Origin of the sequence: Leuconostoc holzapfelii (genome assembly GCF_012396485.1) — a bacterium.
Classification (GTDB): domain Bacteria; phylum Bacillota; class Bacilli; order Lactobacillales; family Lactobacillaceae; genus Leuconostoc; species Leuconostoc holzapfelii.
Genome location: NZ_JAAXPO010000001.1, coordinates 16432 through 43349, shown reverse-complemented (window position 1 = coordinate 43349; position 26918 = coordinate 16432). Strand labels below are relative to the sequence as shown.

Annotated in this window: 26 protein-coding genes and 1 riboswitch; of the genes, 24 read left to right on the top strand and 2 right to left on the bottom strand. The window is 44.5% G+C overall.

Annotation, left to right across the window (positions count from 1 at the left end):
* The first annotated feature begins 12 nt into the window (after positions 1–12).
* The 6 genes from HF966_RS00225 (at position 13) to HF966_RS00200 (ending at position 8344) form a co-directional block, all read left to right on the top strand.
* Positions 13–2280, top strand: a complete 2268-nt coding sequence (locus HF966_RS00225; protein WP_168675661.1) for a glycoside hydrolase family 65 protein — start codon at positions 13–15, stop codon at positions 2278–2280.
* 35 nt (positions 2281–2315) lie between these two features.
* Positions 2316–3284, top strand: a complete 969-nt coding sequence (locus HF966_RS00220; protein WP_168675660.1) for an aldose epimerase family protein — start codon at positions 2316–2318, stop codon at positions 3282–3284.
* Positions 3285–3296: 12 nt separating this feature from the next.
* Positions 3297–3971: a beta-phosphoglucomutase gene (gene pgmB, locus HF966_RS00215; protein ID WP_168675659.1), complete on the top strand. Its 675-nt coding sequence runs from the start codon at positions 3297–3299 to the stop codon at positions 3969–3971.
* 336 nt (positions 3972–4307) lie between these two features.
* A complete protein-coding gene (hisS, locus tag HF966_RS00210) occupies positions 4308–5612 on the top strand; it encodes a histidine--tRNA ligase (RefSeq protein WP_168675658.1) in 1305 nt (434 codons plus the stop codon).
* Positions 5609–7378, top strand: coding sequence for an aspartate--tRNA ligase (aspS, locus tag HF966_RS00205; RefSeq protein WP_168675657.1), 1770 nt, complete (start codon positions 5609–5611; stop codon positions 7376–7378). Before hisS ends, aspS begins: the two co-directional genes overlap by 4 nt.
* A 99-nt stretch (positions 7379–7477) precedes the next feature.
* A complete protein-coding gene (locus HF966_RS00200) occupies positions 7478–8344 on the top strand; it encodes a YitT family protein (protein ID WP_168675656.1) in 867 nt (288 codons plus the stop codon).
* 30 nt (positions 8345–8374) lie between these two features.
* On the opposite strand, the gene HF966_RS00195 is transcribed toward HF966_RS00200, so the two are convergent.
* Both HF966_RS00195 and HF966_RS00190 read right to left on the bottom strand, forming a co-directional pair.
* Positions 8375–9775: an amino acid permease gene (locus tag HF966_RS00195; RefSeq protein ID WP_168675655.1), complete on the bottom strand. Its 1401-nt coding sequence runs from the start codon at positions 9773–9775 to the stop codon at positions 8375–8377.
* Between the two features lie 134 nt (positions 9776–9909).
* Positions 9910–11457 carry a PucR family transcriptional regulator gene (locus HF966_RS00190; RefSeq protein ID WP_168675654.1) on the bottom strand — a complete coding sequence of 516 codons (1548 nt, stop codon included), beginning with the start codon at positions 11455–11457 and terminating at the stop codon, positions 9910–9912.
* A 168-nt stretch (positions 11458–11625) separates the two neighbouring features.
* On the opposite strand from HF966_RS00190, the gene HF966_RS00185 reads away from it, so the two are divergent.
* The 18 genes from HF966_RS00185 to HF966_RS00100 all read left to right on the top strand — a co-directional run bounded on the left by HF966_RS00185 (position 11626) and on the right by HF966_RS00100 (position 26871).
* Positions 11626–12891: an MFS transporter gene (locus tag HF966_RS00185; RefSeq protein WP_168675653.1), complete on the top strand. Its 1266-nt coding sequence runs from the start codon at positions 11626–11628 to the stop codon at positions 12889–12891.
* A 31-nt stretch (positions 12892–12922) separates the two neighbouring features.
* Positions 12923–14434: a carboxypeptidase M32 gene (locus HF966_RS00180; RefSeq protein WP_168675652.1), complete on the top strand. Its 1512-nt coding sequence runs from the start codon at positions 12923–12925 to the stop codon at positions 14432–14434.
* 104 nt (positions 14435–14538) lie between these two features.
* Positions 14539–14724: a 30S ribosomal protein S21 gene (rpsU, locus tag HF966_RS00175; protein ID WP_004899901.1), complete on the top strand. Its 186-nt coding sequence runs from the start codon at positions 14539–14541 to the stop codon at positions 14722–14724.
* A gap of 85 nt (positions 14725–14809) precedes the next feature.
* Entirely contained in the window at positions 14810–15256 is a 447-nt protein-coding gene (locus HF966_RS00170; protein ID WP_168675651.1) for a GatB/YqeY domain-containing protein, read from the top strand.
* Positions 15257–15374: 118 nt separating this feature from the next.
* Complete coding sequence (locus tag HF966_RS00165; RefSeq protein ID WP_168675650.1) at positions 15375–16244, top strand: CvfB family protein; 870 nt, start codon at positions 15375–15377, stop codon at positions 16242–16244.
* Positions 16241–17137 carry a site-specific tyrosine recombinase XerD gene (xerD, locus tag HF966_RS00160; protein WP_168675649.1) on the top strand — a complete coding sequence of 299 codons (897 nt, stop codon included), beginning with the start codon at positions 16241–16243 and terminating at the stop codon, positions 17135–17137. The genes HF966_RS00165 and xerD overlap by 4 nt, the downstream gene beginning before the upstream one ends.
* A 29-nt stretch (positions 17138–17166) precedes the next feature.
* Positions 17167–17523, top strand: a complete 357-nt coding sequence (locus HF966_RS00155) for a riboflavin biosynthesis protein RibT (protein WP_168675648.1) — start codon at positions 17167–17169, stop codon at positions 17521–17523.
* Positions 17502–18278 carry a segregation and condensation protein A gene (locus tag HF966_RS00150; protein WP_168675647.1) on the top strand — a complete coding sequence of 259 codons (777 nt, stop codon included), beginning with the start codon at positions 17502–17504 and terminating at the stop codon, positions 18276–18278. The genes HF966_RS00155 and HF966_RS00150 overlap by 22 nt, the downstream gene beginning before the upstream one ends.
* Positions 18271–18870, top strand: a complete 600-nt coding sequence (gene scpB / locus HF966_RS00145) for an SMC-Scp complex subunit ScpB (protein ID WP_168675646.1) — start codon at positions 18271–18273, stop codon at positions 18868–18870. Before HF966_RS00150 ends, scpB begins: the two co-directional genes overlap by 8 nt.
* Positions 18863–19612, top strand: a complete 750-nt coding sequence (locus tag HF966_RS00140) for a pseudouridine synthase (RefSeq protein WP_168675645.1) — start codon at positions 18863–18865, stop codon at positions 19610–19612. The genes scpB and HF966_RS00140 overlap by 8 nt, the downstream gene beginning before the upstream one ends.
* A gap of 59 nt (positions 19613–19671) precedes the next feature.
* Positions 19672–19807, top strand: a riboswitch (FMN riboswitch).
* A gap of 67 nt (positions 19808–19874) precedes the next feature.
* On the top strand, positions 19875–20459 hold the full coding sequence (locus HF966_RS00135) for an ECF transporter S component (RefSeq protein WP_168675644.1): 585 nt from the start codon (positions 19875–19877) through the stop codon (positions 20457–20459).
* A gap of 76 nt (positions 20460–20535) precedes the next feature.
* Positions 20536–21090: a peptidoglycan-binding protein LysM gene (locus tag HF966_RS00130; protein ID WP_168675643.1), complete on the top strand. Its 555-nt coding sequence runs from the start codon at positions 20536–20538 to the stop codon at positions 21088–21090.
* Between the two features lie 13 nt (positions 21091–21103).
* Positions 21104–21781 (top strand): (d)CMP kinase, encoded by a 678-nt coding sequence (gene cmk, locus HF966_RS00125; RefSeq protein ID WP_168675642.1) that lies wholly within the window; start codon positions 21104–21106, stop codon positions 21779–21781.
* Between the two features lie 96 nt (positions 21782–21877).
* The gene (gene rpsA / locus HF966_RS00120) at positions 21878–23068 is read left to right on the top strand and encodes a 30S ribosomal protein S1 (RefSeq protein ID WP_168675641.1); all 1191 of its coding nucleotides are present in this window, start codon (positions 21878–21880) and stop codon (positions 23066–23068) included.
* A 102-nt stretch (positions 23069–23170) separates the two neighbouring features.
* Positions 23171–24484 carry a ribosome biogenesis GTPase Der gene (gene der / locus HF966_RS00115; protein WP_168675640.1) on the top strand — a complete coding sequence of 438 codons (1314 nt, stop codon included), beginning with the start codon at positions 23171–23173 and terminating at the stop codon, positions 24482–24484.
* A gap of 196 nt (positions 24485–24680) precedes the next feature.
* Positions 24681–24956: an HU family DNA-binding protein gene (locus tag HF966_RS00110; protein WP_004899865.1), complete on the top strand. Its 276-nt coding sequence runs from the start codon at positions 24681–24683 to the stop codon at positions 24954–24956.
* A 229-nt stretch (positions 24957–25185) separates the two neighbouring features.
* On the top strand, positions 25186–25413 hold the full coding sequence (locus HF966_RS00105) for a CsbD family protein (RefSeq protein WP_168675639.1): 228 nt from the start codon (positions 25186–25188) through the stop codon (positions 25411–25413).
* A 192-nt stretch (positions 25414–25605) separates the two neighbouring features.
* Positions 25606–26871 carry a tetratricopeptide repeat protein gene (locus tag HF966_RS00100; RefSeq protein WP_168675638.1) on the top strand — a complete coding sequence of 422 codons (1266 nt, stop codon included), beginning with the start codon at positions 25606–25608 and terminating at the stop codon, positions 26869–26871.
* Positions 26872–26918: the final 47 nt, after the last annotated feature.

Sequence of the window (26918 nt, the reverse complement as noted above, 5' to 3'; positions counted from 1 at the left end):
AGGTCAATAGAAATGAAAAGAATTTTTGAAATTAATCCTTGGACAGTCACAACCCACGACTTGAATCCGCAAGACAAGCGGCTCCAGGAATCCATGACGAGTTTGGGTAATGAATATATGGGCATGCGTGGCATGTTTGAAGAAGTCTATTCTGGTGATACGCACCAAGGTATTTATATCGGTGGTGTCTGGTTCCCCGACAAAACACGTGTTGGTTGGTGGAAGAATGGTTATCCACACTACTTTGGTAAGGCGATTAATGCTTTGAACTTTGTCAAGGCGGATTTCTATATCGATGACCAACAAGTGGATTTGGCCAAGAATGATGTCCAAGACTTTGAATTGTCACTTGATATGCAAAAGGGTGTCTTAAACCGGACCTTTACGGTATTTGGAGTTAAGGTGACAGTGACACGTTTGATCTCAGTCGCACAAAAGGAATTGGCTGTTTTGCATTACACGTTTGCCTCAGCGGATGGTCAAGCCCATCAAGTGCGCTTTGATGCAAGCATTGATGCAGATGTCGTGAACGAAGATTCAAACTATGACGAAAAGTTCTGGCAAGTGTTGTCAGCTGGTCATGACGGTGATACCTCATTTATTGCCACACAAACAGTTGAAAATCCATTTGGCGTACCACAATTTACTGTCGTAGCGCGTCAAAGCTTTGTTGGTGGTGACAACCAAACGGCGACACACACAGCCACTGAAGTCACGGATCACTTTGACTTGACGGTGCCAGCCGCTGGTGAAGTCACATTTGAAAAGCGGGTAGTGGTGACAACATCACGTGATTACGCCGATTTGGCTGCCGTGGTCGCTGCGGGTGCAGACATCACCCATACAATCGCTGACCAAAGCTATGACGATTTGTATACCGCACATACCCAAGAATGGGCTAACCGTTGGGAAAAGGCGGATGTCCAAATTGATGGGGATGATGCTGCCCAACAAGGCATTCGTTTCAATCTTTTCCAATTGTTCTCAACTTACTACGGAAACGACCCACGCTTGAACATTGGACCAAAGGGCTTCACAGGTGAAAAGTATGGTGGGGCAACGTACTGGGATACAGAAGCGTTTGCCATCCCAGTTTACCTCGGGGTTGCTGAACCTGAAGTGACCCGTTCATTGTTGCAATACCGTTTTGATCAACTCGACGGTGCCTTCCATAACGCCAAGGAGCAAGGTCTCGATGGTGCTTTGTACCCAATGGTGACCTTTGATGGGATTGAATCACACAACGAATGGGAAATTACCTTTGAAGAAATTCACCGGAATTCAACGATTGCTTATGCGATTTATAACTACACCAACATTACTGGCGACCGGTCATGGTTGACAGGTGATGGGGCGCAAGTTTTGTACAACATTGCACGTTTCTGGGCCGATCGTGTCCATTATTCAGTACGTCACGGCCAATACATGATTCATGGTGTCACGGGCCCTAACGAATACGAAAACAACGTCAACAACAACTTCTATACGAACTGGATGGCCAAGTGGGTCTTGCAGTATGCTTTGGCAAACTATGATGACATTGCAGATGAACAAAAAGCACGTTTGAATGTATCAGCTGATGAGCTTGAGAAGTGGCAAGACATTGTGGATAAGATGTATTTGCCAGAAGCAGATATTACGCTTAAGGGCAAGGATTACCATATCTTTGAACAGCACGATACGTTCTTGGATAAGGATTTGACACCAATTGCAGATATGCCACAAGCTATCCGCCCAATTAACCAAAACTGGTCATGGGATCGCATCCTGCGTTCACCATACATTAAGCAATCAGACACTTTGCATACGATGTTCTACTTCCCAGATGCCTTTACAGCAGATGAAAAGCGTCAAAACTTTGAATTCTACGAACCATTGACTGTCCATGAATCATCATTGTCACCATCCGTTCACGCCATTTTGGCCGCTGATCTTGAAATGTCAGAGAAGGCCGTTGAAATGTATGAACGCGCGGCACGTTTGGATTTGGATAACTATAACAATGATACAGACGATGGTCTGCATATCACAGCGATGACCGGCTCATGGTTAGCCATTGTGCAAGGCTTTGCTGGTATGCGTGTTCGTGATGGCCAATTGCACTTGAAGCCATTCTTGCCAAAGAAGTGGGACAAGTACAGCTTCCGTTTGGTCTTCCGTGGGCATGTCTTGGAAGTCTCAGTTGATCAAGCTGGGGCCAATGTCCAACTTATTAGCGGTGAACCGTTGACAATTAACCTGTCAGGCGAAGAAGTCACATTGTCAAAGTCTGACAAGTAACGTTGTCGACACAGATTTGATAGGAGGCAAGGGTGGTGCAAGTAAAAGAGCAGGTGTTTGGCCATTTACCAGATGGTCAACAAGTGACAGCGTACACGTTAGTCAATGATAAGCAAACGGCGGTAACAGCCTTGACTTATGGGGCAACTTGGCAATCATTTCGCGTGACCAAGGCTGGGCAAACGCATGAATTATTAGTCAATTTTGACCAGTTGTCGGATTACGTCGGGCAACCCTTCCATGTTGGGCACACGATTGGACCGGTTGGTGGCCGATTATCAAAAGTGGCGTATCAGCTTGATGGGACATCATTTACCTTAACCCCAAACGATGGCCCAAATAGTTTGCACTCCGGCATTAATGGGTTTGATCGGGTGAATTGGCAGGCATCAGTGACGCAAGACGCGCACCAAGCTGCCGTACATTTCACCCACACATTTGTGACGGAATTTCCTGGCGAATTGCAGGCAGAGGTGACGTACACATTGGATGACGCGGATCGTTTGACCGTGACGTTTGGTGGGGAATCAACCGCAACGACCTTGTTTAATCCGATGACGCATGTTTATTTTAACTTTGATGGACGCCAGCAAGATGCGAGTCAGCACGAGTTACAGATTGTGGCGCGGGAGCATGTGGTGGTAGATAAGGCGAAGCTGCCAACTGGGGTCTTAGCGGCCAATAAAGGGACTAAATTCGACCTTGAAGACTTAAAACCAATTGGTGATGCGCGGTTTGATGATGCTTGGCGTCTGGCTGATGACCGGCAAGGGCCAGCCGTGGTCTTGCGATCGCCAAAGACTGGGGTGACGCTGGCGATTGATTCAGATCGTAACGGGGTGGTGGTCTTTACGACCAATCCAGCCATGGATAGTGATCAGATGACAGCTATTGCGGTGGAAATGCAAACCCTACCAGATGCGATTAATCAGGCGGGCTTTGGGGATATTGTATTGCCAGCCAATGTCAAGAAAACCTATCAAGTGACTTATGATTTAATTTAAAGGAGTCAAAACATGACTAATTTTTCAGAAATAAAGGGTTTCCTTTTTGACCTAGACGGCGTGATTGCTGACACAGCAAAATTCCACGGCCAAGCTTGGCGACAAGTGGCGGACAAAGTCGGCACACCCTGGACCGATGAATTAGCGGAAGGGTTGAAAGGCATTAGCCGGATGGATTCCCTCCAACTGATTTTAGAGGCCAGCGGCCAAGGGGATGTTTATAGTGACGCAGAAAAGGCGGACTTAGCTGATGAAAAGAACCGGAACTACCAAACGCTGATTGCCACGCTGACCCAAGCAGATATTTTACCGGGGATGAAGGCCTTTATTACTGAGGCTAAGACAGCGGGGTATCAGTTGGCGATTGCTTCGGCTTCAAAAAATGCGCCGCTCATTCTTGAACACCTCGGTTTGACGGATTATTTTGTGGGGATTGTTGATCCAGCCACTTTGGCCAAAGGCAAGCCAGATCCAGAAATCTTTGTTCGTGCAGCGGAAATTCTAGCCTTGCCACCAGAACAAACCATTGGCCTGGAAGATTCAACCTCTGGCATTGAAGCCATCAACGCTGCTGGGGCGACGTCATTGGGAATTGGTGAGCCAACTGTTTTGTCCGCAGCCGATTTGAATTTTAACAGCACAGCGGATGTGACGCTTGAAAAAATTGCGGCTTTAATGGGTGAATAACTGCTTGACTTTAAAGCAGTGACCCGCTATGATTAGGGTATATATTAAAGCCGATGAATTGGAAAAATCACAGTTTGGACCTTTAGAAATTTTGCGGGTGATGGAAGCAAAACAACAACGTGATTGGTGACACCTTGGAGGTCGCTGTTGTGCAAGACAGTGCGTGGTTGCGCGATAAGCAGTCCAAGTGATAGCGTGTGCTATCAAAATTTAAGGTGGTACCGTGCAAAAGCGCCCTTAGCGAGTAATCGTTAAGGGCGCTTTTGAGGTTTAATGTAAAAAAATAAAGGAGCATGCGTTGCCTATACATGAGTGTGGGCAATGTGTTGATAAAAAATGGCAAAAGCAACTTTCCAACGCCCAAAAGGGACTGCTGATTTGTTACCAGAACAAACAGCCCAATGGCAATATGTCGAGAATTTAGCCCGTGTTTTATTTGGTGATTATAACTTCAAAGAAGTGCGAACGCCAATATTTGAAAACTTTGATGTTTTCGCGCGTTCGGCAGGTGACACGTCTGATGTGGTCACCAAAGAAATGTATGATTTCCACGATAAAGGAGATCGCCACGTGGCCTTGCGACCTGAAGGTACAGCGGGGATTGTCCGCGCCTTTGTTGAAAACAAGTTGTATGGCCCTGAATTTGACAAGCCTTACAAAGCTTTTTATATTGGACCGATGTTTCGCTATGAACGACCACAAGCTGGTCGCTTCCGCCAATTCCACCAAATTGGGGCAGAAGCTTTCGGGTCAACTTCACCAGCCTTGGACGTTGAAATCATTGCGATGCTGATCAATTATTTCCAAACACTTGGTTTGGATAACTTGAAAGTGGCGATTAATTCCTTAGGGGACCAAGCTTCTCGCGCAGCTTATCGTCAAGCCTTGATTGATTATTTAAAGCCGCACTTTGATGAATTATCTGCTGATTCACAAGCACGCTTGGAAAAGAATCCGTTACGTGTTTTGGACTCAAAAGATCCGCGTGACCAAGTCTTTGTTGCGGATGCACCGGTGATTTTAGATTATTTGACTGATGAATCACAAGCGCACTGGGCAAAGGTCCAAGCACTGTTGACTGCTTTGGATATTCCGTTTGAAATTGATGCCACCATGGTCCGTGGGTTGGATTATTACAACGATACCATTTTTGAAATCATGACGGTTGATGAGACGTTGAAGGGTGCGGCAACGATTGCTGGTGGTGGTCGTTATGCTGGCTTGGTCGAAGAATTTGGCGGGCCTGAAATGGCGGGCGTCGGCTTTGGAATTGGTGTGGAACGCTTGTTGAGCCTTTTGGCGGCAAAGGACTTGAATCCAGTGACACCACAAGGGTTGGACTTTTACGTAGTGAACATTGGCGAAGAGACGGAAGTGACTGCGATGCAAGTTGTCCAGGCGATTCGTGGCTTTGGCTACGTTGCCGAACGGGATTATCTTGGTCGCTCAGCAAAAGCGCAGTTTAAATCAGCTGATCGTTATCAAAGCCAATACGTGGTCACCATTGGTGAGCAAGAACTTGCTGATCATGTGGCAAAAATTAAAAATATGGCAACCGGCCAGCAACAAACTGTCAAGTTGACAGACCTTTATACGGATTTACCAACAATTCTAGATGCACAAGGGGATGAAGAAGAATGAAGCGAACAACATATGCCGGCTTAGTCGATGAAAAATATCTGGGACAAACAGTGACACTCACTGGTTGGGTGCAAAAGCGTCGTGATTTTGGCGACCTTATTTTCGTTGATTTGCGTGATCGTGAAGGGATTGTGCAATTAACTTTTAACGCCACCCATCCTGCGGCCTTGGCGGTGGCAGAAACCATGCGCAATGAATTTGTCATTGGGGTCACGGGAACGGTCATCAATCGTGATGCGAGCCAGATTAATCACAAAATTCAGTCAGGTAAAATCGAAATTGACGTGACTGAGGCAGAAATTCTGGGGACTTCAAAAACACCACCATTTTATATTGAAGATGGTGTGAACGCCAACGAAGAGTTGAAGTTGCAGTATCGTTATTTGGATTTGCGCCGCCCAGAAATGCAAAAAAATCTGCGCATTCGATCAAAAATTATGTCTAGTGCGATGAAGTTTATGGACGAAAATGATTTCATCAATATTGAAACCCCTATTTTGGCCAAATCAACGCCAGAAGGGGCGCGTGATTATTTGGTGCCTTCACGTATTTTCCCAGGGTCATTTTATGCGTTGCCACAATCACCGCAATTGTTCAAACAATTGTTGATGGGGGCCGGCTTTGACCGGTACTTCCAAATTGCGCGTGCCTTCCGCGACGAGGATTTGCGTGGTGATCGCCAACCTGAATTCACCCAGATGGATTTGGAAACATCCTTCATGTCAGCCGACGAAATCCGTGCATTGGTAAACGCGTGGGTTAAGACGATGATGCATGACGTCGTTGGGTTTGAGTTGGATACGACTAAGATTCAAACACTCACTTGGCAAGAAGCGATGGCCCGTTTTGGGACTGATAAGCCCGACTTACGCATTAGCTACGAACTCAAAGACTTATCTGCTGTCGTGGCAGATTCTGACTTTGGCGTGTTTGCAAATGCTGTCAAAGCTGGTGGCGTAGTGAAGGCCATTGCTGTCCCTGGTGGCGCAGCGCATTATTCACGTAAAGACATTGACAAACTGGCACAATATATTGAACGTTTTGGTGCGAAGGGCTTGGCTTGGCTAAAAGTTACGGCTGATGGCGTATCTGGCCCGATTGCGAAGTTCTTCCCTGAAGCTGAGGCCATACTTGCTGCGACTGGGGCCCAAGATGGCGATCTTTTGTTGTTTGGTGCCGGTCGCGCAGACGTTGTGGCAGCAACCTTAGATTATTTGCGTCGTCAAACAGCGCAAGACTTACACTTGATTGATGAAACAAACCCATGGGCTTTTGCTTGGATCGTAGATTGGCCATTGTTTGAATACTCTGAAGAATTTGATCGCTGGATTGCCGCGCATCATCCTTTCACCATGCCAAATGAGGCGGACTTGCATTATCTTGATGAAGGGGAAGATCCCCACCAAGCCCATGCACAAAGTTACGATTTGGTCTTAAATGGATATGAATTAGGCTCAGGCTCAATTCGTATTCATCGTATGGATGTGCAAGAAAAGATGCTCAAGGCACTCGGATTTACACCAGAAGCAGCCCATGAAGCCTTTGGCTTCTTGCTTGAAGGCATGGAATATGGCTTCCCACCAATGGGCGGTATTGCCCTTGGTTTGGATCGTTTGGCCATGTTACTGGCCGGACAAGATAACATTCGTGAAGTGATTGCTTTCCCTAAGAATTCACGGGCAACTGAACCAATGACTGAAGCACCAACACGTGTAGATGGTAAGCAGTTGAATGATTTAGGTTTGTTTGTACCGGACGCTGACTAAAGGGCATATCGTGCTATTTTAGGTTCGTTCATGTATTGCTTTTGCCCATGAACATGCTATATTTATTAAAAAAGGACTGTGCGTTTGCGCACATTAATCATGCAAAAATTTTTCCATAATTTTATGAAGCACCGTTATGCTGGTCGTGCGGGCGGTGCGGTGTTCTATGCTGTTATCGTGGCAGTTGCAATGAATTATTTCTGGCACCCCGGTCACATCTACTCATCTGGTTTTACTGGGTTTGCGCAACTGGTTTCCACCTTATCGGGCGGTAAAGTGCCCGTTGGTTTAGCCTTAGCCTTAGTTAATTTACCGATGTTAGTGATCGCCTGGTGGAAATTATCTTGGCGATTTGCATCGTTTACCACTTTGGCTGTCTTACTCAGTGCAGCTTTGATGCCACTATTTAGTACACAACGTGTGCTGACGCCTGATCCATTAATCAATGCTTTGTTTGGTGGGGCATTAAATGGGATGGCGGTTGGTACCGCTTTACGCTATGGGGTCGGCACTGGTGGCCTCGATGTGATTGGCATCCTCGTTAAGAAAAAGTACGGCTTTAAAATGGGACCAGTCAACCTTGGATTTAACGCCTTGATTATGATTGGGGCTGGTTTGACGTATGGTTGGAAATATGCGATGTACTCACTGGTCGGTGTGTTTGTCAGTTCTCGGATGATTGATGCGTTCTATACACGGCAACAGCAGATGCAAGTGATGATCATTACGAATAAACCCGACGAGATTGTGCAAGCAATTTATGAAAAAATGCGCCGTGGTGTGACGATTATCAATGATGCACGTGGTGGCTACACTGGCGAAGGCCGTTCGGTTTTACTTACTGTGATCACCCAACAAGAGCGTTATGAGTTACGTGAAGCCATCAAATCAGTTGATGAGAAAGCCTTTTCATCAACTTGGAAAATTGAACATACGGTCGGACGTTTCTATGAACCGGAGCTATAAAAAAAGCGAATCGTGAGATTCGCTTTTTTCTTAGCCATTGTTAGTGGTTGAAAATCTTTTGTGGACCAAGGTGCCAAAGATTAACGTGAAGATAATGGCGCCAATGGCTGACATGCGCGTATCAGCTTGGAAGAATAGGCTGATATAAATTGCTGCAAAGAAGAGCAAAGTTAACGGGCTTGTCACGCGATAGCCAGGCATGGTGAAGCCATCTGGCATATAATCATCTGATTCACGGAACTTGCGATGTGCATACATTGTCAAACCATAAACAATGATGTACATGTTAGAAGAGATGGCTGTGATGAAACTAAATGACGATGTAATTTGTGGTATGGAATTAATGATTGGTGATAAAAGTACGAGTGCTGAAGTGAAGAGAATGGCGTTAGCAGGGATACCATGTGCTGAAATCTTCTTGAATGGAGTCATCACATTGGTATTCGATTCCTTTGCTAATTGGTAGAAATGCCGACCAGCAGAATAGAGTGCTGAATTCAATGCCGAAGCAGCGGAAGTCAAGACAACGAAGTTAATCACTGCGGCCGCTGCTTTAAAACCAGCCAATTCAAAGACCATGACGAATGGGCTTTGGCTTGGTGTTTTCGCAATGACATGCCAATTGATAATAGACATGATGATCGTCATTGCACCAAGATAGAAAATCAAGATACGGATAATAATGGTGTTAATGGCGCGTGGCAAAACATGGCGTGGATTTTCTGTTTCCGCTGTTGTGATGCCGACAAATTCCATGCCTTGAAAGGCAAAGAAGACCATTGGGAATGCCGCAATGAACATCGCTGGACCATTTGGAAAGAGCGTGAAGCCGTGTGTGATATTTTGCAACGAAGCGACGGTATTACCACCTGAAGCAGGGGCCTTAAAGCCAATCATGATCAGGAATATGCCGGTCACAATCATGGCGATAATGGCAATGATTTTAATCATAGCAAACCAATATTCCGTTTCACCAAAGATGTTGACAGCGACCAGATTCACTAAGGTCAACACGGCCAAAAAAGCAATTTGAATCAGCCACGTTGGCCAGTCAGGAAACCAAAACTTGACGTAAGTAGATACGGCAGTTAGTTCGGCCATGGCAACGAAGGTTAAGCCAATCCAGTAAGACCAGCCGGCGAAGTAACCCGCACTTGCGCCAACATACTTACTAATAAATGAGACGAATGTGTGTTGTGAGGGGTCGGCATAGAGCATTTCACCAATACCGCGCATCATCAAGAAGAAGAATGCGCCGAGAATGGCATAAACAATTAAAATTGAGGGGCCGGTTTTGGCAATCGAGTTACCAGCGCCTAAAAACAAACCAGTACCAATCGTGCCGCCGATGGCAATCATTTGAACGTGTTTCTTTTTGAGACCGCGTTTCGTGCCATCTGCATTTGTTGCGATGTCTGTGTATTCAATCATATGTGAACCTCCGATAGTCGTGGCCATTAAAAAAGAGCCAATATAATCATATTAGCATCTTTATAAATGAGAATTGTCGGGAAAATGACAAAAAATGAAAATGTTTTTGTGCAACGTGAACAAAAATACGGAATTTAGATGAGCAATAGTGCTAATTGAATGTCAACTAACACATCTGGCATCTCCAAATCAACGCCAAGGAGTTCACTAATCCGCTTTAAACGATAAGTGATGGTATTACGATGAACAAATAGTGCATTGGCAACTGCCGTCACATTCTGATGCAAAAAAATGTAAGTTTCCAAAGTTTCTAGGAGTTCGGCATTGTGTAAGATTTGCCCTAAGGTTTTCTCAACAAAGACATGGGCTTCTTGTTTGGGTAATAAATGCAGCAATTCTTGTGCGTTTTTGGGGCGGAAACGCATGATTGGATGTTGTTGTGAGGTTAATTTGAGGGCATTATTGGCTTGATCATATAAATCAGACAACATATGAATCGATTCTGATATTCGCGAAAAACCGATGGTAAAGGCATAATGCAAGCCAGGCTGCTGATTCAAAAAGTCATAGAGCCGCTTTAGAAACTGGCGCGTATCAATGGCTTCTTCAATGAGTAAGACGAGCTGTTGCCGGTGAGAGAAAGTGAGGACTTGCCAGTCATGCTCGAAAATGAACCAGCGGGTTAATTGTTGCCGGATTTCAAATTGGCGGGATTCAATCACTTTATTTTTTTGACTAAAATCAATAATGGCGACGCGATAGCGGCGTTTATTGTCAATATTGGCGTTGTACAAATAATTATCAATCGCTTCGTGACTGAGGCCGCGCTGCATCACATTTAAAAAGAAGCCAGAACGATTGCGGAATTCTGTTTCATTTAACAAGTCAGTACGCGAATTAGCCAAACCTAGGGTGTTCATGACTTGTTGGCGCTTAAGAATTTGAAAGCTTGATGGTTCATCTTGGTTGACGACAAAAGCCGCAAAGGCTTTATTTTCATTTAAGGCCGAAAAAATCGGTAAGATATCGATTAATTGGTGATTAAATTCGACCCGAACAGGCACAGTGAGGTTTAAATAATCAATCCCAGATTCGCGCCGCAAATAATGGGTGAGAAACTCACGTTGTGCGACCCATTCACTACTAGCATAAATTGCTGTAAAGTGTGCATCCAATAAAGCTAAGGGGGTTTCAAGCACTTTAGCCCCTTGGTCTAATAAATGCTGATAGGTGATGTTTTGGGCGTTTAATTCGGAAAGCTGCTGGTTAATGGCAATAATTTGTTTGAGTTCTGTATTTTGCGTTTCTAAAATGACTGCCGTGAGGCGTTTGACCGTGAGCGATAAGAAATCATCAGCTGGTGTCCATAAAATGGGGACGTTGAGTTGATTGGCTAGGTCAATCACGTCTTGGGGCAAATGGGTGACATAACGGCCAGATTTGATGGCGATACCACTCGCGTTTGTTTTGTGCATACCAATAATCAAGTCTTTTAAAAGGTGATGATTTTGTGAAAAATGATAACCTGATGTGACGAGCAATTGCCCATCAAATAGAAAATCCATGATATCCGGTGCGTCAATCATCCCAACCTGGGACACTTCGCGCGTCAAACCATTCGCACCGGCAGCCACTGCAATGGTGCGTAGGGATGGATGTTGTAATATTTCGCGTAATTCCATTTTCAAACCAGCCTCAAACTATTTTTTTCATTGTATCGTAGTTGTTGAACCTGCACAAGCGATTTTTTGACGTTGTGCAAGTCGCCTGAACACCAGACAAAGCACGCATGCTATATTACGATATATAGATAGGATATATTAGAGTTGAGATGAGCGGAGGGGAATAATATGCGAACAGAAAGAGAAATTATCAGTAACGTCTTAAAGGGTTCTTTGGGTAATCTCATTGAATGGTTTGATTGGTACGTCTATGCATCATTTGCGGTCTACTTTGCGCCGGCATTTTTTCCAGCGCATGACAAAACGGCAGAATTGTTAAGTACAGCAGCTGTTTTTGCTATTGGCTTTTTGATGCGGCCGCTTGGGAGCTTGCTATTGGGTAAGTACGCCGACCAACATGGACGACGAGCAGCTCTGACGTTATCTGTCTTGATCATGGCAGCAGGCTCGTTTGTGATTGCAATCACGCCGAGTTATGGGCACATTGGGCTCTTGGCGCCAACAATTCTTGTCTTAGCGCGCCTATTTCAAGGTTTATCGCTAGGGGGAGAGTATGGCACATCTGCAACTTATTTGTCCGAAATGGCCAGCGCCGGGCATCGTGGATTCTATGCGTCGTTCCAATATGTGACCCTCATTAGTGGGCAATTAATTGCATTAGGGGTGCAAATCGTCTTGCAAATGACACTATCGGATGCGGCGTTAGCGGCCTGGGGGTGGCGGATTCCTTTTGCCATTGGTGCCGTTGGCGCGTTAGTGGTGTTGGTGTTGCGTTTGAGTATGGCTGAATCAGATCAGTTTGTGGCGCAAAAAAAGCAAGACAAGGGACAATTACGCGAATTGCTGCGGTATCCAAAGGCGGTTTTCACCGTGATTGGTTTGACGTTGGGCGGAACGATTGCTTTTTATACTTACACGACGTATTTGCAAAAATTTATGATTAATTCAGTTGGTTTGCCTAAGCAAACGGTGACGTGGATTAATTTTGCAGCCCTCTTTATTTTTATGATTGTTCAACCTTTGGCGGGGGCATTGTCTGATAAGATTGGCCGCAAACCATTACTTTTTTGGTTTGGTGGGTTGGGGACATTGTTAACTTGGCCGATCTTTACGATGATGTCAAATACCAAGAGTGCCTGGGTTGCCTTTTTCTTGATGCTAGCTGGTCTGATGATTGTTACCGGTTATACGTCAATCAATGCGATTGTGAAAGCCGAAATGTTTCCGACGGAAATTCGTGCTTTAGGGGTTGGCTTACCCTATGGTCTGACGGTAGCGATTTTTGGTGGGACAGTTGAGTATGTCGCGTTGTATTTGAAAAAAATTCATCACGAATCACTGTTCTTTGGCTACGTGACCCTCGTTATCTTTATTAGTTTACTTGTGTATTGGCGGATGACTGACACCAAAGCGACTTCTAAACTCGATCAATAAATGGTAATATCATGATAAAAAGGTGGTCAATATGACAACACAAGAAGCACTCATTGCATCAATTAAAGAACAAACACTCCTTGCCGAAATCACAGCACTTTCAGGTTGGGATGCGCTGACTGGTATGCCAAAAGATGCAGGACATTTCCGAGCGGATATCGATGCTTATCTTGCGGAAAAAACTTTTCAAGTCGCGACAGGGGCAAAACGGCAACAACTCTTGGCGGATTTTAAACAGGATGCAAGTGGGTTGGATGCTTTTGGTCAACTGGTTTTTGCCAAAGCGCAAAAGGATTTTGATGTCACCGGGAAATTGCCAGAAAAGGATTATATCGACTTTCAAAGGACCCTCTCTGAAGCACAAGATTTTTGGGCACAAGCACGTGAAGCCAATGATTACACCATTTTTCAACCGTATGTTGAAAAAATCATTGCCTATTTGAAGCAGTTTATTCCATTGTGGCAAGCCAATGAGGCGACGCCTTATGACGTGTTATTAAATCAGTATGAGCCAGGCTTAAACGTGGCAAAATTGGATGCGGTATTTGACGAATTGAAGGCAGGGATTATGGCCTTACGAACCCAATTACAGACTGACGGCACCACACCTGATAGTCACTTCCTATCACGACGCATCACAAAAGACCAACAAAAAGCCTATGCACTGGCCGCTTCCCAACGGCTGGGGTATGATTTAAATAAAGGGCGCTTGGATGATACCATTCATCCTTTTATGGAAGCTTTAAATCGCGATGATGCCCGAATTACCACCCGCTGGGACGAACATAACTTCCAGATGGCGGTATTGGGGATTTTTCACGAAGCAGGGCATGGGTTGTTTGAGCAAAATGTGGCCGCTAAATACGATGATGTACGGGCAGTGATGCCGATTAGTATGAGCATTCATGAGTCACAATCACTCTTTAATGAAGTGATGATTGGGCGGTCAAAGGCGTTTTGGCAAGTGGAATATCCAAAAATGCAAGCCACGTTTGCCCCAACTTTTGATGATATTACCTTTGAAACGTTCTATCGCGGCTGGATTAAGACGGAAGCCACACTGATTCGAACTGAAGCAGATCCGTTGACGTATCCGTTACATATTATCATTCGTTATGAAATCGAAAAAGCCATCTTTAATGACAATGTGCCCGTGGCAGATTTGCCCCAACTTTGGCGTGATAAGTACCAAGAATATTTGGGCTTGACGGTCCCAGATGATCTGACGGGGATTTTGCAAGATATTCACTGGGCCGGCGGGTCGTTTGGTTACTTCCCAAGTTATGCCCTAGGTCATTTATATGCGGCGCAATTTATGTCGACGATGAAAAAAACGCTGGATTTTGATCAGATCTATGCTTCAGGTGATTACACGCCGATATTTGCTTGGCGGCGTGAGCATATTTGGCAACATGGCGGGGCCGTTGATCCAGGAGAAATTTTGGTGACGGTGACGGGGGAAGCGTTGAATCCCAAGTATTGGCTTGATGTGATGCAACAATTATATGCTACGGCGTATCAATTACCGCACGCTCGCGGTTAAAACGGGTTGTTGTGTTGACAACGCTTGGTTTTATTGATAGAATAAATAAGTATTTACAGCATGTCGTTTAATCGAAATAAAATGCGAGAAAGGAGGGTTATCACATGGCAAAGGTCATCGTACGTAAGAACGAATCTTTGGATGATGCATTGCGTCGCTTTAAGCGCGGTGTTTCAAAGGACGGTACTCTCCAAGAATACCGTAAGCGCGAATTCTATGTTAAGCCTTCAGTTGCTCGTAAATTGAAGTCTGAAGCAGCACAAAAGCGTAACAAGAAGAAGGGCCGTTAATCGGTTCTAAACGTCACTGCGGTGGCGTTTTTCTTTTGCATTTTATGTTAGAATAACAGTAACGAAACAAGAAAGAAGAAGACACATGAGCCTGTTAGAAACATTGAACGCTGATATGAAGCAAGCAATGAAAGATAAGAATAAAGAAGCCTTGTCAGTTATTCGGATGGTCAAGGCAACTGTCATGAATGAACAGATTAGTTTGGGTCATGACTTGACAACAGAAGAAGAGTTGACAGTACTATCACGTGAAGTCAAGCAACGCCAAGATTCCCTCACGGAGTTTGAAAAGGGCGGTCGTGAAGATTTAGCTTCAGGCATCCGAGCAGAATTAGTCATTTTGGCGCCATATTTGCCAAAACAATTGACAGAAGACGAAGTCGCAACCATTGTTGCATCAGCTGTTGAACAAACTGGTGCTACCACACCCAAAGACATGGGAAAGGTGATGGGCATTGTGACCCCACAAGTGAAGGGTAAGGCTGACGGTAAGGTTGTTGCTAACCTGGTTAAGGCAGCGTTGGCACAATAAAACCCAGCACGCGTCAAATCGGCTACGGCCGATTTTTTTGGTGGCTTATTTTTGGCTATCCATGTTAAACTAAGGTATTAAAGAAAAACGCGTGAAGTTGCGCGTCAGAGGAAAAAACATGACGAATCCAACAGTTGGTACGATCGTAAAAGCAGCCGTAACCGATGAAAATCCCCAGTATTTTTTTGCACAAGTGGCTGGGTACACTTATGAAATTGATAAAACAGAGCTTGAAAAGCCGTTAAAGGTTGGTGGCTTTGTGACCGGTTTTGCTTACGAGAATGAAAACCATAAGCTACAAATCACTAAAACACTACCGACCGTACAAAAAGATGTGTATGGTTGGGGCACGGTTGTCGCAAACCGACATGATTTAGGGGTGTTTGTTGCGATTGGCTTACCTAATAAAGACTTGGTTGTTTCATTGGATGATTTGCCAACGATCACAACCTTGTGGCCACAAAAAGGTGACCGGTTGATGTTGGCGATGAAAGAAGATAACAAAGGCCGTCTTTGGGGTGAACTTGCGCAGCAGCAAACAATTGCGGCGGTTGCTCGTCGTGCGCCACAAGAGATGAAGTCTAAAACTGTGAAAGCGACGGTGTACCGTAATAAGATTGCTGGGACGCTCGTGATGACCGAAGATTATCATCTGGGATTTATTCACCCATCACAACGTCATGACGAACCGAGATTAGGTGAGGTTGTTAGTGCCCGTGTGATTGGTGTGCGTGATGATGGCACACTGAATTTGTCTCTTAAACCATTGGCTTATAAGACAATGGATGAAGATGCCCAGTTCTTGTTACTCCAGTTGCAACGCCGTGCCGATCATTTTTTGCCTTTCAACGATAAGAGTAATCCCGAAGCGATCAAGCGACAATTTGGCTTTAGTAAAAGTCAATTCAAGCGAGCATTAGGGCATCTCTATAAGGCGCGTTTGATTACGCAAGTTGAAGGTGGCATCCAACTAACTGAAAGTAAATGACACAAACCACTGCGTTAGCCATTGCCGATTATTTGCATTATATTCGTATAGAACGTGGCTTATCGGAAAATACAATTAAAAGTTATCGCCAAGATTTGCAGCAGTTTGGGGATTATTTAACAGCAGAAAAACTGGCATTAGATGCGGTGGATCATGTTGTTGTTTTGGCGTGGCTTAATCATTTACGTCTGGCTGGCAAGTCAAATAATTCAGTCATTCGCATGGTCACATCGTTACGCAAGTTTTTCGGTTATTTAGCCCAAGAAAAGCTCGTGACACCAAACCCCATGCAAGATATCAAACCACCCAAAAAAGCAACCCATTTACCCGCCGTTTTGACCGTGGCTGAAATTGATGCACTCCTGGCGGTACCGACTGATAAAACACCGTTAGAAATTCGCAATCGGGCCTTACTTGAAGTGATGTATGCCACCGGGCTGCGCGTGAGTGAATTAGTCAATCTGAAATTAAGTGATTTACATTTGCAGCTAGGCTTGATTCAAACAATCGGTAAGGGCGATAAAGAGCGCATTATCCCGATTGGTGAGGTTGCCGCAGACTGGTTGACACGTTACTTTTCAGTCAGCCGTTTGGCGTTGCTTAAAGGCAAAGTATCACCCTATGTTTTCTTAAATGACCGTGGCGGGCAGTTAACTCGGCAAGGCGTATGGAAAATTATTAAAAAACTTGTGGTGGCAGCGGGTATCACCAAGGATGTCTCACCACATACTTTGCGGCATTCATTTGCGACCCATATTTTGGAAAATGGGGCAGATTTGCGTATTGTCCAAGAGTTATTAGGGCATGCAGATATTTCGACAACACAAATCTATACGCATATTTCCAAAAAGCGGTTAAGTGAAGTATATGATCAGTATCATCCAAGAGCCTGAGTCAAGGTGTGTCAGATTGGGAGAAAAACATGTTAGCATTGGCGAGAAGTGATAACCAAAAAACAGTGATGGGCATTTTGTCTTTGCTACCAGGCCTGCGTGAGTTGCCTTTTTTGAAGGCGGAAATGGCTTGGTATCAAGACCGTGAGACACGTTGCCTCTATATTTGGCAGCAAAGCACTTGGGTCCAAGGTGTGCTGGGGGTTGAGTTTTTAGACCATGATATTGTTTTAGTGCGCCACGTGGCATTTACGCCAGAAGCACGGACCGTTGAAAACTATTTTGAGATTTTATCTGAATTTCAAACGCAAAATCCGACCGCTTTTTTGATGGGCACGTTGGATAACCAAAAACTCATTAACAAATGGAGAAAAGCAACATCGTAGCCTCAAGTTTAACAATCAAATTAAGCGATTTCGAGGGGCCAATGGACTTGCTTTTGCATTTAATCAAAAAATCGGAATTAGATATTTTTGATTTACCAATTGCCACAATCACGGCGCAATATTTAGCTTTTATTCACGCGCAACAAGAAATGCAATTAGATGTCGCCAGTGAATATCTCGTGATGGCAGCCACTTTGGTTCAAATTAAGTCAGCTGACCTTTTGCCACAAGAAACCTATGATGACCCACTCATTGAATCGGATTATATTGATCCGCGTGATGAGTTGATGCAGCAACTCCTAACGTATAAGCAATTCCAAGTCGCCAGTGCACAATTGCGGGAACGTGAACAAACGGATCAACAATCTTTTGCACGTTTACCAATGTTGGTACCGGAAGATTTTGAACCTGACATGACTTTAGCACCTGGGCTGACGTTGATCGATTTACAAGTTGCTTTTGCAAAATTGTTACGTAAAAAGCGACAAAATACGCCCATTAGTCGTCGTGTCGTGCAGGAGAGAATGACATTAGCACAAGCAATTGGCCGTGTGCGGCAACGCTTTGCGAAACACCATGTCGGCGACACGATCGCCTTCACGTCATTATTTGATGACTTGCAGGATCGAGAACCCTTGGTGATGACCTTCATGGCCTTACTTGAAATGGCCAAAGAAGCTAAAATCACGTTGCATCAAACAGATGCGACAGCAGAAATATTTGTAGAAATTGAGACGATAGATGGGCATGAATAATTTGAGCCAAATCGAAGCGTTACTCTTTGTCGCTGGCGATGAAGGTATGACGCTTGCGACAATTTGTAGTATTACTCACTTTGATAAGCCAGCAGTGTTATCTTTAATTGAAGCATTGGCCAACCGCTACGCAGATGACGTGAGTAGCGCGCTTGAAATTCGAGAAACTGATGGGGCCTATCGTTTAGTGACCAAGCCGGCCTTAGGGGCAGTGGTGAAAGGTTATTTTGAGTCACCAGCCAACGCAACCTTATCCCAAGCGCAGCTCGAATCCTTAGTGATGATCGCCTACAAACAACCCATCACACGTGTCGAAATTGATCAAATTCGTGGGGTTCAATCAGCTGGTACGATTCAAAAGCTCATGTTGCGGCAATTGGTCGTCGAGGTTGGTCGAAAAGACGAGCCAGGCCGGCCAATTTTGTATGGCACATCAGCTGAATTTTTGGATTATTTTGGCTTGAAAGCACTCTCAGATTTACCACCATTGCCAGACTTTGAATCGCTCGATGTCGTGGATCATGGTGGCGAATTGTTTACCAGCGCATTTGATGCGCGTCAAACAGAAATGGAAGAAAATAATAATGTCTGAAGAAGCACAGCGTTTACAAAAAGTGATCGCCCAAGCGGGCTTAGCTTCCCGCCGTGGCGCAGAAGAGCTCATCGCCCAAGGCCGTGTACAAGTTAACGGTGAGACAGTGACAACCCTTGGGTTAAAAGTTGAACCACACGATACGGTCCAAGTTGACGGTGCACCGATTGAGGGACGTGAAAAGTTAGTTTATTATCTGCTCAATAAGCCGCGTGGTGTGGTGACGACAAATGCTGATGAGAAGGGGCGACAAACCGTCTTGGACATTTTAGATGGTGTGACACAGCGGGTCTATCCAGTTGGCCGTTTGGATTATGATACAACGGGTGTATTGCTGCTGACAAATGATGGCGTCATTGCCAACCAACTGATGCATCCTAAATCACGTGTTGACAAGGTTTATGTGGCCAAAGTCGAAGGTATTGCGACCGAAGAAAAATTAGCCCCGCTCAAGCGCGGTGTCGTAATTGCAGGCCGTAAGACAGCCCCAGCACGGGTAAGCGTTGAACGCGTTGATAAAGACAAAAAGACGAGTATGGTGCGGATCACCATTCATGAAGGCCGCAATCATCAAGTGAAAAACATGCTCCAAAAAGTGGGACTGCCTGTGGCAAAGTTGACACGGGAACAGTATGCATTCTTTGACCTCACTGGCCTTCAATCGGGTGAATACCGCAAATTGACCAGTGTTGAGGTCAAGCGCCTTAAAAATCAAGATTATAAGACCTATCGTCGGCGTTAAAGTTGAAAAACTTGCATTGTGAGAATCACTTTGATAAAATAAGTGAGTAATATCAATTGAATATACTTCAGGGTCGGGTGTAAATCCCAACCGGCGGTGAGACATGCAAGACATGGTAAGCCCGCGACCTGCGACAGCAGCTGATCTGGTCAAAATCCAGAGCCGACCGTAAAGTCGGGTAAAAAGAAGTTTAAAAAAGAAAGTAAAACTGCCTTTTTGTGCTACCCTGACAAATTGCGCAGTTTTTTTTGAGGCAAAAAATATGTCCATGTCACACACCCGTACACAACGCTTAACACTGATTGCTATTTTAAGCGCCATCTCGTTTGGTTTGATGTTGTTTCCGCAAATACCACTCATTCCAGGTGCTGATTTCCTAAAACTTGATTTTTCAATCGTGCCAGTGATTATTGCTGGTTACTGGTTGGATCTGCCGGCAGCGCTTTGGACGGTGCTGTTGCGGACGATACTCAAGCTTATTTTGGCCAATGAAGGCGTGAATACGTATCTTGGCTTGCCAGTGAACTTAGTAGCGATTGTGATCTTTACCGCAATTTTGTTCTGGTTGTTGCCACATTTCAATGTGAAATCTCTCAGTCGTCAAGTGTTAGCTATCGTCGCAGCGACATTGGGTTTGACCATTGCTGGTGTTTTAATGAACTGGTTGGTTGCCGTGCCGCTTTATGCGCAGTTTGCCAATTTTGACATTGCCAAAATGATTGGGCTTGGCAAGTACTTTGTGGGGATGGTAATACCATTTAACATTGCGCAAGGGATCATTTGGGGGATAGTGAGTTTTGCCGTTTTATCGCTTTTAAAGCCCATCCAACACAAAGTAACAGCTTAAGCAAACGTTAACTACCCCAACGACCCCCTATGTGGTAAACTTTTAAGTGAACTATTATGATGGAGGTCGTTTTAATATGAACGATTTTGACCCAAACAATATGAGTCGCTCTGCGCGCTCAAAAAAACAAAAAATTGAGCCACAATTTGCCCGTAAATCAAGTCAGCAAAACAATGAACACAAAGGTTTGCGTGTGTTTTTAATTGTGCTGGGCTTGGTCATTTTGTCGAGTGTGCCAGTTTATGGCTTCTGGGCGAATCATAAGTCACCGCAGCAACAAGTTGCCACTTCTGTGAGTCAGAAAAAGACATCATCAGCAAAGAAGCAATCCTCAGACGTTTCGTCATCTTCATCAACGTCTGAGAGTAGCGCCGTCTCGGATTCAGAAAGTAGCAGTAGTGAAGCCACTTCAACGACTGATAGTGCGGCAAGCAGTGCCGATGTCAGCAGCACGGCACCATCAGTTGCTTCAAGTGCTGCCACAAACACAGCCGTCCTTGGTGCCAGCCAAACGTTGTACAATTTTGCTGTGACCCATGGCATGACGACAAATCAGGTCATTGCGCTAAACCCAGGGTTGACGGTATCAAACTACACACAATTTGCTGGGCGTGATTTAAATATTCGCTAAGTTAGAGGAGCGTATGACAGATAATTTTCAAGTTGCAATTGATGGCCCAGCATCTGCCGGGAAATCAACCATTGCAAAAATTTTAGCCACAAACTTACAATATGTTTATGTGGACACCGGAGCGATGTATCGTGCCATCACCTTGGCAGCCAAAAATGCTGGCGTGAATTACGATGATGAGGCAGGGGTAGTGGATTTGTTACCAACGATTGCACTTCGCTTTGAACCTGGCACTCCCGTACAACGCGTTTTCTTAAATGATCAAGAAGTGACTGACGCCATCCGTTCAACGGAAATCACCAATAATGTGTCACTCGTCTCATCTTATGCAGCGGTTCGCAATGATTTAGTGGCACGGCAACGTGACATGGCAGCCAGTCAAAATGTGATTATGGATGGCCGAGACATTGGTACAACTGTTTTGCCAGATGCCCCAGTGAAGATCTTCTTGATTGCCAGTGTGGATGAGCGTGCGCAACGCCGGTACCAAGAGAATTTGGCTAAGGGGATGTCAGTTGATTTAGCCACCTTAAAGGCTGAAATTCAAGCCCGTGACTATAAAGATTCTCATCGTGAAATCAGTCCGTTGATTCAAGCAGATGATGCCATTTTGGTAGACACAACGGGCCACAACATCGATGAAGTTGTTGCTATCATTACAAATATTATTAAAGACAAACAGCATCAATAAGTTGCAGCGTGAAAACGCTGTTTTTTTACTATACAAGCAGCAATTAATCTGGTAAACTATACCCATAGTGTAAATTGTAGGAGGACGTTAGACGTCATGAGTGAAACAAACAACGAGTTCTTAGCAGCTCTCGAAAGCGCAGCAGATCAAATTAAGGTGGGAGATGTCGTTACTGGTGAGCTTTTAGCTATTGATAACGATAACCAAGCAGTTGTTGGTTTGTCTACCGGTGAAGAAGGAGTTGTGCCAGCACGTGAGTACTCAGACGATCGTAACATCAACCTGGCAGACGAATTAAAAATTGGGGACACCATTGAAGCAGTTGTCATTTCTAACGTGACAAGCGACAAGGAAGGCGTAGCTTACTTGTTGTCAAAGAAGCGCTTGGATGCACGCAAGGCATGGGAAAACTTGAGCTTTGCTGAAGGTGACACAGTTGACGCCAAGGTTGTCAACGCTGTTCGTGGTGGTTTGATTGTTGATGTTAATGGTGTACGTGGTTTCGTACCTGCATCAATGGTTGCAGAACGTTTCGTTTCTGATTTGAACCAATTCAAGAACAAGGATATTAAAGCACAAGTTATCGAAATTGATCCTGCAAACGCACGTTTGATTTTGTCACGTAAGGCTGTTGCTGCACAAGAACGTGCCGCACAGTTGGCTGAAGTATTTAGCAAGTTGTCAGTTGGTGAAGTTGTTGAAGGCACTGTTGCACGTTTGACAGACTTCGGCGCATTCGTTGACTTGGGTGGTGTTGATGGTTTGGTTCACGTTTCAGAAATTTCACATGACCGTGTGAAGAACCCTGCTGATGTATTGACAAAGGGTGACAAGGTTAACGTTAAGATCTTGGCATTGGACACTGAAAAGGGTCGTATCTCATTGTCAATCAAGGCAACACAACGTGGACCTTGGGACGAAGCCGCAGACCAAATCGCTGCCGGTTCAGTACTTGAAGGTACTGTTAAGCGCGTGAAGGACTTTGGTGCCTTTGTTGAAATTTTGCCTGGTATCGAAGGCCTTGTGCACGTATCACAAATTTCAAACAAGCGTATTGAAAACCCTTCAGAAGTTTTGAAGTCAGGTGACAAGGTACAAGTGAAGGTATTGGATATCAAGCCAGCCGAAGAACGTATCTCATTGTCAATGAAGGCTTTGGAAGAAAAGCCAGAACGTGAAGACCGTCGTAGCAACGATGGTTCAGCTTCACGTGCTGATATCGCAGCTTACAAGCAACAAGATGATTCAGCTACAACATTGGGCGACATCTTTGGTGATAAGTTGTAAGAAGCATCAACATAAAAGAGCTGGTTCGCCAGTTCTTTTATTTTTGAAGAAATTTGAGTGGGCATTAGTGGGCGCCCACGGTATGAAAAAGGAGGTGCGATTATGGCAGCACCAGTAGTAGCCATTGTTGGCCGGCCAAACGTCGGAAAATCAACTATTTTTAACCGGATGGCCGGAGAACGCATTGCAATTGTAGAAGATAAGCCAGGCGTCACGCGTGATCGTTTGTACGCGCCAGCCGAATGGTTGAATTATGAATTCCGGATGATTGATACTGGGGGAATTGAACTTGGCGATGAACCTTTCTTGGCTGAAATTCGCGCACAAGTTGAATTAGCCTTGGATGAGGCTGATGTGATTGTGATGGTCACATCTGGACGTGAAGGTGTGACATCTGCTGATGAAGTTGTCGCCAAAATGCTTTACAAGACTGACAAGCCGGTTGTGCTTGCCGTCAATAAAGTGGATAATCCAGAAATGCGTCAGGATATTTATGACTTTTATTCACTCGGTCTTGGTGAACCTTATCCAGTTTCTGGGTCGCATGGTTTGGGACTAGGTGACTTATTAGACGAAGTGGTTAAAAATTTCCCAGATGAAGCAGCGGAACAAGAAGATGACGATGCCATTAAGTTTAGTATTATTGGCCGTCCCAATGTTGGGAAATCATCCATTGTGAATGCCATGCTTGGGGAAGAGCGCGTTATTGTGTCTAACATTGAAGGCACAACACGTGATGCGATTGATTCACGCTTTGTCACGCCAGAAGGCGATGAATTCATCATGGTTGATACTGCTGGGATGCGTAAACGTGGTAAGGTGTATGAAAATACGGAAAAGTATTCTGTGATGCGTGCCTTAAAAGCCATTGATAACAGCAATGTGATTTTGATGGTGATCGATGCCGAAGCCGGTATTCGAGAACAAGACAAGCACGTGGCTGGCTTTGCTCATGAAGCCGGTCGCGCCATGATTATCGTTGTTAACAAATGGGATGCGATTGAAAAAGATGATCGTACGATGAAAGACTTTGAGAATTTAATTCGGGCAGAATTTAAATTCCTCGATTATGCACCGATTGTGTTTGTGTCAGCCAAGACAGGCCAACGACTTGATCGCTTGCCACAAATGGTTAAGGATGTTGATAGTAACCACCGTAAGCGTATTTCATCGTCAACCTTGAACGATGTCATTATGGATGCAATTGCCGTTAACCCAACACCAACAGATAATGGCCGCCGTTTGCGTGTTTACTATGCGACGCAGGTTGCCGTCCAACCACCAACTTTTGTTATTTTTGTCAATGACGTTGAGTTAATGCATTTCTCATACGAGCGTTTCTTAGAAAATAAAATCCGAGAAGCCTTTGATTTCACAGGAACACCAATCAAATTGATTGTGCGTGCACGTAAATGAGATTTTCCCGATGAATCATGTGATTAGTTTTGCATAAATACCGTTTTCGTGTGACAAAAGTATTACGAAAACCTGAAAACCCGCATAAACACTACACATTCGGGCGTTCTTATGTTATTCTAGTTACATGAAATGATGTTTCGACAGATTTCAAGACCGTTTGACGGTTAATAAAAAACTCTTAGGAGAAGCGAAAATGGCTAACAAGCAAGAATTAGTAGATTCAGTTGCAAAGGCAACAGGTTTGACAAAGAAGGATGCAACTGCATCAGTTGACGCAGTGTTTGCATCAATCGAAGAAGCTTTGAAGAACGGCGAAAAGGTTCAATTGATTGGTTTCGGTAACTTTGAAGTTCGTGACCGTGCAGCTCGTAAGGGTCGCAACCCACAAACTGGCGCAGAAATCGAAATTCCTGCATCAAAGGTACCTGCATTCAAACCTGGTAAGGCATTGAAGGAAGCTGTTAAGTAATGACATTAAACCCGAAAAAAGGGTTTAACAGTGTCTTGAGGAATAGAGACAATACATTGTTGTTTTAACTTAATCTCAGACATTTAGGGCAAGCTCACGTTGAGCTTGCTTTTTTCGTTGCATTACTTTTTAGATGAGCGGGTAGGCCCGATTCAAAAAATGTCCAAAATTACTTTGATTGTGTTAAAATGACCTTGTAACGTCATATCATACTCAAGGAGGACAGAACATGTCAGTTGAAGAAAAGTTTGATAATGCTAAGGACAAGGTTGCTGGTAAGGCAAAAGAAGTAGAAGGCAAGGTTACCGGTGACAAAGCCCGTGAAGCAGAAGGTAAGGCCCAAGGCCTGTTTGCCGATGTGAAAGGCAAATTGTCAGATGCCGCAGAAGCGGTGAAGGATAAGGCTGAAGAAGCCGTGGATGCCGTCAAAGATGGCTTTGATAATCTCAAGAAGTAAAGTCATTGATATGAACGTTGCTCAAGTTGAGTGACGTTTTTATATTGTCTTTTATTGGTACTCATCGATGAAAGACACGGTTATCAACGGTTTTATGGTAAAATAGACTGTTAATCATATTAAGATAAATCGCAATTTTTAAAATCATAATCAGACATGACTTACAATAAATGTCGTGACAAAGGAGATAACATGGCAACCAGTTATGCCCAACAAATGTTAGATGCACTTTCAAGTGGTCAATTAGAACAGGCCCAACAATTTTTTGCCAAGGCATTACGTCGCGATAGCGATGAGATGATTTATAGTTTGGCCGAAGAGCTCTATGCCTTAGGCTTCTTGAACCAATCGCGTCGTGCGTATAAAAAACTCCTTGAAAAGTATCCGAAAGAAGATGAACTGCGGACTGCTTTGGCAGACATTGCCATTGAAGATGGGGAAATTGATGAAGCACAGAACTATCTCGCCCAGATTCAACCCGATTCAGCGTCATACTTACAAGCCTTATTGGTGAAGGCAGATATTTATCAGTCAGAAGGCTTAAATGAGTCAGCTGAATATAGCTTGTTGCAAGCAGAAAAGCTTGCGCCAAATGAGGCAATTATTCAATTTGCCCTAGCAGAATTTTACTTTGCCAACCAATTCTATCAAAAGGCGGTTGGACGTTATCGTGGATTATTGTTGCAAGGCAAGCGCGAAGTGAGTCGAGTTGATCTGGTCGCCCGTATTGGGGTTGCTTATGCACAAATTGGACAATATGATCATGCCATTGGTTATTTGGAACAAATTAAACCTGAGACCATGACGTTAGATACGCGTTTTCAATTGGCTATTTTGTATCAGGAAAATCATCGTGAGGATGACGCCATCCGGTTGTTTAATGAGATTTTAGATGTGGATGCCAAATACACCTCGGTTTATCCATTATTGGGGCAAGCCTACGCGCAAATTAACCAATTTGAAGACGCTTACCGTACGTATCAAGCTGGATTAGCCCAGGATGAGACGAATGGCCAGTTGTACCGCTTGGCAGGGTTAGCTGCAGAAAAGTTAGGGGATTTAACCACAGCTGAAACGTATTACCAACAAGGTTTAGCCCTTGATGAAGGGGATGTAGCGATATTAGTCGCCTTAACCGATTTATTCTTTAAACAACACCGTCTTGCAGAAGTAATTGCGCAATTGACGACCGCCATATCAGATGATGTGGTTGATTCGCAGTTCTATTGGTCGTTAGCGCGGGCCTATCAAGCCATGGGTGACACAGAAAAGGCGGCGGAAAACTGGGCGAATGCAGCACCACTTTTCCAAGAAAATAGCGCCTTTCTCCAGGATTTGATTGATTGGTATCATGAACAAGGTCAACTTGAAGATGAAATTACGGCGTTGAAGCAGTACTTGTTCTTATCACCTGATGATATTGACATGCAGATGCGTTTGGAAGATTTAGCGTATTAATCAAATTGGCAGATTAATCGCGCCAGGGTGGTGTTTAGGGTTTTTAA

Coding starts and splice junctions, on each gene's coding strand:
- scpB (WP_168675646.1), top strand. CDS start 18,271: ATGAATAATTTGAGCCAAATCGAAGCGTTACTCTTTGTCGCTGGCGAT.
- pgmB (WP_168675659.1), top strand. CDS start 3,297: ATGACTAATTTTTCAGAAATAAAGGGTTTCCTTTTTGACCTAGACGGC.
- HF966_RS00130 (WP_168675643.1), top strand. CDS start 20,536: ATGAACGATTTTGACCCAAACAATATGAGTCGCTCTGCGCGCTCAAAA.
- HF966_RS00155 (WP_168675648.1), top strand. CDS start 17,167: ATGTTAGCATTGGCGAGAAGTGATAACCAAAAAACAGTGATGGGCATT.
- HF966_RS00110 (WP_004899865.1), top strand. CDS start 24,681: ATGGCTAACAAGCAAGAATTAGTAGATTCAGTTGCAAAGGCAACAGGT.
- cmk (WP_168675642.1), top strand. CDS start 21,104: ATGACAGATAATTTTCAAGTTGCAATTGATGGCCCAGCATCTGCCGGG.
- HF966_RS00200 (WP_168675656.1), top strand. CDS start 7,478: ATGCAAAAATTTTTCCATAATTTTATGAAGCACCGTTATGCTGGTCGT.
- HF966_RS00105 (WP_168675639.1), top strand. CDS start 25,186: ATGTCAGTTGAAGAAAAGTTTGATAATGCTAAGGACAAGGTTGCTGGT.
- rpsU (WP_004899901.1), top strand. CDS start 14,539: ATGGCAAAGGTCATCGTACGTAAGAACGAATCTTTGGATGATGCATTG.
- HF966_RS00180 (WP_168675652.1), top strand. CDS start 12,923: ATGACAACACAAGAAGCACTCATTGCATCAATTAAAGAACAAACACTC.
- HF966_RS00140 (WP_168675645.1), top strand. CDS start 18,863: ATGTCTGAAGAAGCACAGCGTTTACAAAAAGTGATCGCCCAAGCGGGC.
- hisS (WP_168675658.1), top strand. CDS start 4,308: ATGGCAAAAGCAACTTTCCAACGCCCAAAAGGGACTGCTGATTTGTTA.
- HF966_RS00135 (WP_168675644.1), top strand. CDS start 19,875: ATGTCCATGTCACACACCCGTACACAACGCTTAACACTGATTGCTATT.
- aspS (WP_168675657.1), top strand. CDS start 5,609: ATGAAGCGAACAACATATGCCGGCTTAGTCGATGAAAAATATCTGGGA.
- HF966_RS00150 (WP_168675647.1), top strand. CDS start 17,502: ATGGAGAAAAGCAACATCGTAGCCTCAAGTTTAACAATCAAATTAAGC.
- HF966_RS00165 (WP_168675650.1), top strand. CDS start 15,375: ATGACGAATCCAACAGTTGGTACGATCGTAAAAGCAGCCGTAACCGAT.
- HF966_RS00190 (WP_168675654.1), bottom strand. CDS start 11,457: ATGGAATTACGCGAAATATTACAACATCCATCCCTACGCACCATTGCA.
- xerD (WP_168675649.1), top strand. CDS start 16,241: ATGACACAAACCACTGCGTTAGCCATTGCCGATTATTTGCATTATATT.
- HF966_RS00185 (WP_168675653.1), top strand. CDS start 11,626: ATGCGAACAGAAAGAGAAATTATCAGTAACGTCTTAAAGGGTTCTTTG.
- HF966_RS00100 (WP_168675638.1), top strand. CDS start 25,606: ATGGCAACCAGTTATGCCCAACAAATGTTAGATGCACTTTCAAGTGGT.
- HF966_RS00170 (WP_168675651.1), top strand. CDS start 14,810: ATGAGCCTGTTAGAAACATTGAACGCTGATATGAAGCAAGCAATGAAA.
- der (WP_168675640.1), top strand. CDS start 23,171: ATGGCAGCACCAGTAGTAGCCATTGTTGGCCGGCCAAACGTCGGAAAA.
- HF966_RS00225 (WP_168675661.1), top strand. CDS start 13: ATGAAAAGAATTTTTGAAATTAATCCTTGGACAGTCACAACCCACGAC.
- HF966_RS00195 (WP_168675655.1), bottom strand. CDS start 9,775: ATGATTGAATACACAGACATCGCAACAAATGCAGATGGCACGAAACGC.
- rpsA (WP_168675641.1), top strand. CDS start 21,878: ATGAGTGAAACAAACAACGAGTTCTTAGCAGCTCTCGAAAGCGCAGCA.